Source organism: Devosia sp. (assembly GCF_041917035.1).
In the GTDB taxonomy this organism is placed as follows: Bacteria; Pseudomonadota; Alphaproteobacteria; order Rhizobiales; family Devosiaceae; genus Devosia_A.
On the sequence record NZ_JAYRYM010000343.1, the window covers coordinates 1 to 3134 of the forward strand.

At 64.8% G+C, this 3134-nt stretch carries 7 protein-coding genes; all 7 read left to right on the plus strand.

Annotation, left to right across the window (positions count from 1 at the left end):
• A partial coding sequence (locus ACE3TU_RS20680; RefSeq protein ID WP_374627684.1) for an FAD-binding protein occupies positions 1–661 on the plus strand: 661 nt, incomplete at its 5' end.
• A gap of 31 nt (positions 662–692) precedes the next feature.
• On the plus strand, positions 693–938 hold the full coding sequence (locus ACE3TU_RS20685) for a hypothetical protein (RefSeq protein WP_374627686.1): 246 nt from the start codon (positions 693–695) through the stop codon (positions 936–938).
• Positions 935–1348, plus strand: a complete 414-nt coding sequence (locus tag ACE3TU_RS20690; protein WP_374627689.1) for a type II toxin-antitoxin system VapC family toxin — start codon at positions 935–937, stop codon at positions 1346–1348. The genes ACE3TU_RS20685 and ACE3TU_RS20690 overlap by 4 nt, the downstream gene beginning before the upstream one ends.
• Entirely contained in the window at positions 1345–1779 is a 435-nt protein-coding gene (locus ACE3TU_RS20695; protein ID WP_374627691.1) for a DUF3052 domain-containing protein, read from the plus strand. Before ACE3TU_RS20690 ends, ACE3TU_RS20695 begins: the two co-directional genes overlap by 4 nt.
• Positions 1780–1790: 11 nt before the next feature.
• Positions 1791–2081, plus strand: a complete 291-nt coding sequence (locus ACE3TU_RS20700) for a hypothetical protein (RefSeq protein ID WP_374627693.1) — start codon at positions 1791–1793, stop codon at positions 2079–2081.
• Positions 2082–2088: 7 nt separating this feature from the next.
• Complete coding sequence (locus ACE3TU_RS20705) at positions 2089–2343, plus strand: DUF2164 domain-containing protein (RefSeq protein WP_374627695.1); 255 nt, start codon at positions 2089–2091, stop codon at positions 2341–2343.
• A 25-nt stretch (positions 2344–2368) separates the two neighbouring features.
• A partial coding sequence (locus ACE3TU_RS20710) for a succinate dehydrogenase iron-sulfur subunit (protein ID WP_374627697.1) occupies positions 2369–3134 on the plus strand: 766 nt, incomplete at its 3' end.

The window sequence follows — 3134 nt, forward strand, 5'->3', positions numbered from 1 at the left end:
CGGCCTGATGGCAGCAGGCGAGGCCGCCTGTGCCTCGGTGCACGGCGCCAACCGGCTGGGCTCCAATTCGCTGACCGACCTCGTGGTGTTCGGCCGGGCGGCGGCCCTGCGCGCCGCCAAGGTGGTGGACAGGGGGACGAAGGTGCCGGGCATCGTCGCCGCCGAGGACGACCGCATCCTCTCCCGCTTCGATCGCCTGCGCCACGCCGGCGGCGGCTCGCCGACCGCGGTGGTGCGCGAGAAGATGCAGCGCATCATGCAGGAGGATGCCGCCGTGTTCCGCACCGCCGAGACTCTGCAGTCGGGGGTGCGCCGGATCGGCGAGCTCTGGGGGGCGCTCGACGACCTCAGCGTCGCCGATCGCTCGATGATCTGGAACTCCGACCTCGTCGAGACGCTGGAACTCGAGAACCTGATGGCCTGCGCCGCGACCACCGTGGTCTCAGCCGAAGCCCGCCACGAAAGCCGCGGCGCCCACGCCCGCGAGGACTTCCCCAATCGCGACGACATCGAATGGCGCAAGCACACGCTGAGCCGGATCGACCCGGCGACCGGGAAGGTGAGCCTCAGCTACCGCCCGGTGCATGTCGACCCGCTGACGCCCGAGAGCGAGGGCGGCATCAGCTTGAAGAAGATCGCACCGAAGGCACGGGTGTATTAGGATTGGTCCTTTCTCCCCCGCGGAGGCGAACATGGACGACAAGATCACCATCGAACTGGACGAGGCCGCGCTGGATGCGCTGAGCAGGTTGGCCCAGGCGCATGGCAGGTCGATCGACGAAGAGGCCCGGGTGATCGTCACGGAACGCGTAGTTGTGCGAGCACCGATGAGTGCTGAAGAGGCAGTGCGGCGTGCTCGAGCGATCCGGGCGATGACACCAGAAGGCGTGGTTCAGACCGACAGCGTTGCGCTCATCAGAGAAGATCGGGACAGGTGATCGTCGTTGATGCATCAGTTGCTGTGCAATGGGTTGTTCCAGAGGCATCGACGCAGCTCTCCGAAGTGCTGCTAAGTCGACCCGACCTCGTCGCACCCGAGTTGTTGCTTGTGGAAGTCGCCAACGTGTTCCGAAAGAAGCTCGCAGGAGGCCTGATCAGCGCCGCGCAGGGGGTAGACGGCCTGGAATTTGTCCTGCAGAGGGTCGATGTCCGGCCGACGACGGAACTCGTCGGCCGCGCTTTCGAACTGGCGCTTCTCCTCAACCACCCCGTCTACGACTGTGTGTATCTGGCGCTTGCCGAGGCGAATGATGCCAAGTTCGCCACCCACGATCTGGAACTGCGTCGGCGCGTGGTCCGATCCGGTCGCGGCGACCAGCTGTTCGACTTTGCGGGTGCAACCCAATGATGACCGCTGCTCCCGGCTATTCCGGCACTCCGCTCCCGCAAAAGCTGGGCTTGAAGGACGGGCAGCGGGTGCTGTTCATCGCCCTGCCGCCGGAACTCAACGCGCTGCGCACCTCGCGTCACTTCTCGGAGATGGCGCAGGCGGGGTGGCAGACGTGGCAGGATGGTGATCCGGGTTATGACCTCGTTCACGGCTTTGCCACCTCGCGGCAGGTGCTCGACGACAATGCGATACCCCTGATGCAGGCGATCGACCGGAACGGGACGATCTGGATCTCGTGGCCGAAGAAGGCATCGAAGGTTCAGACCGACATCACCGAAGACGTGATCCGCGAGGTGGTGCTGCCGATCGGGCTGGTCGATATCAAGGTGGCGGCGGTCAGCGACATCTGGTCGGGACTGAAGCTGGTGATCCGCAAGGAACTGAGGTGAGGACAACGACAATGAAGACCACGGCATTGACGCTTGCGATGCTGGCGCTCTGCACCGGAGCGGCCCTCGCGGCGCCGCCATCGGCGGAGCAGAAGGCGGATTTCTACAAGACCTGCATGGGAATAGCTCAGGACGCGACGCTGTGCGGCTGCAAGGCCGATGCGGCAATGGACCTGATCGACGGCGAGTTCATGGCGATCGTCATCTCGTCGATGAAGGGCAAGTCGCCACCTTCCGACCAGTACGCGGCGTACAACACCTACGTCGCCAAATCGAACCAGATCTGCAAGCCGAACTACTGAGGCCGAGATGAGGCCGATCCGTTTCGAAAAGGATGAGCGCCAGGCGATCGTCGCCCGCATCCAGCGCTATTTCGAGGCCGAGCTCGACGGGCCGATCGGCGCGATGCCGGCCGAGGCGCTGCTGGCCTTCTTCACCGAAGAGATCGGGCCCTTCTACTACAATCAGGGACTGGCGGACGCGCAGGCGGTGTTCGCCAAGTCACTGGATGATATCAACGACAGGATCTATGGGCTCGAGCAGCGCCAGGCGCGCGCCCGCTGAGCCCCACGGACGACCGGAGACCAAGATGGCCGAGCTGACGCTTCCCAAGAATTCGCGGATCATGGCGGGCAGGACCTGGCCGAAGCCGGCCGGCGCGACACGGCTCAAGGAATACCGCGTCTACCGCTACGACCCGGATTCCGGCGAGAACCCGCGGCTCGATACCTATTTCGTCGATCTCGACGATTGCGGGCCGATGGTGCTCGACGCGCTCCTGTGGATAAAGAACAAGGTCGATCCCACCCTGACGCTGCGCCGCTCCTGCCGCGAGGGCATCTGCGGATCGTGCTCGATGAACATCGCGGGCGCCAACACGCTCGCCTGCACCAAGGGCATGGACGAGATTGACGGCCCCGTCTCGGTGTACCCGCTGCCGCACATGCCGGTGATCAAGGACCTCGTCCCCGACCTCACCACCTTCTACGACCAGCACCGCTCGATCCAGCCCTGGCTGAAGACCACCTCGCCCACCCCGGACAAGGAGTGGCTGCAGTCCAAGGACGACCGGGCCAGGCTCGACGGGCTCTACGAGTGCATCCTGTGCGCGTGCTGCTCGACCTCGTGCCCGTCCTACTGGTGGAACGGCGAGAAGTACCTCGGGCCCGCCGTGCTGCTGCAGGCCTATCGCTGGCTGATCGACAGCCGCGACGAGGCGACGACGGAGCGGCTCGACAATCTCGAGGACCCGTTCAAGCTGTATCGCTGCCATACCATCATGAACTGCGCCAAGGTCTGCCCCAAGGGGCTGAACCCGGCCAAGGCGATCGCCGAGATCAAGCAGATGATGGTGA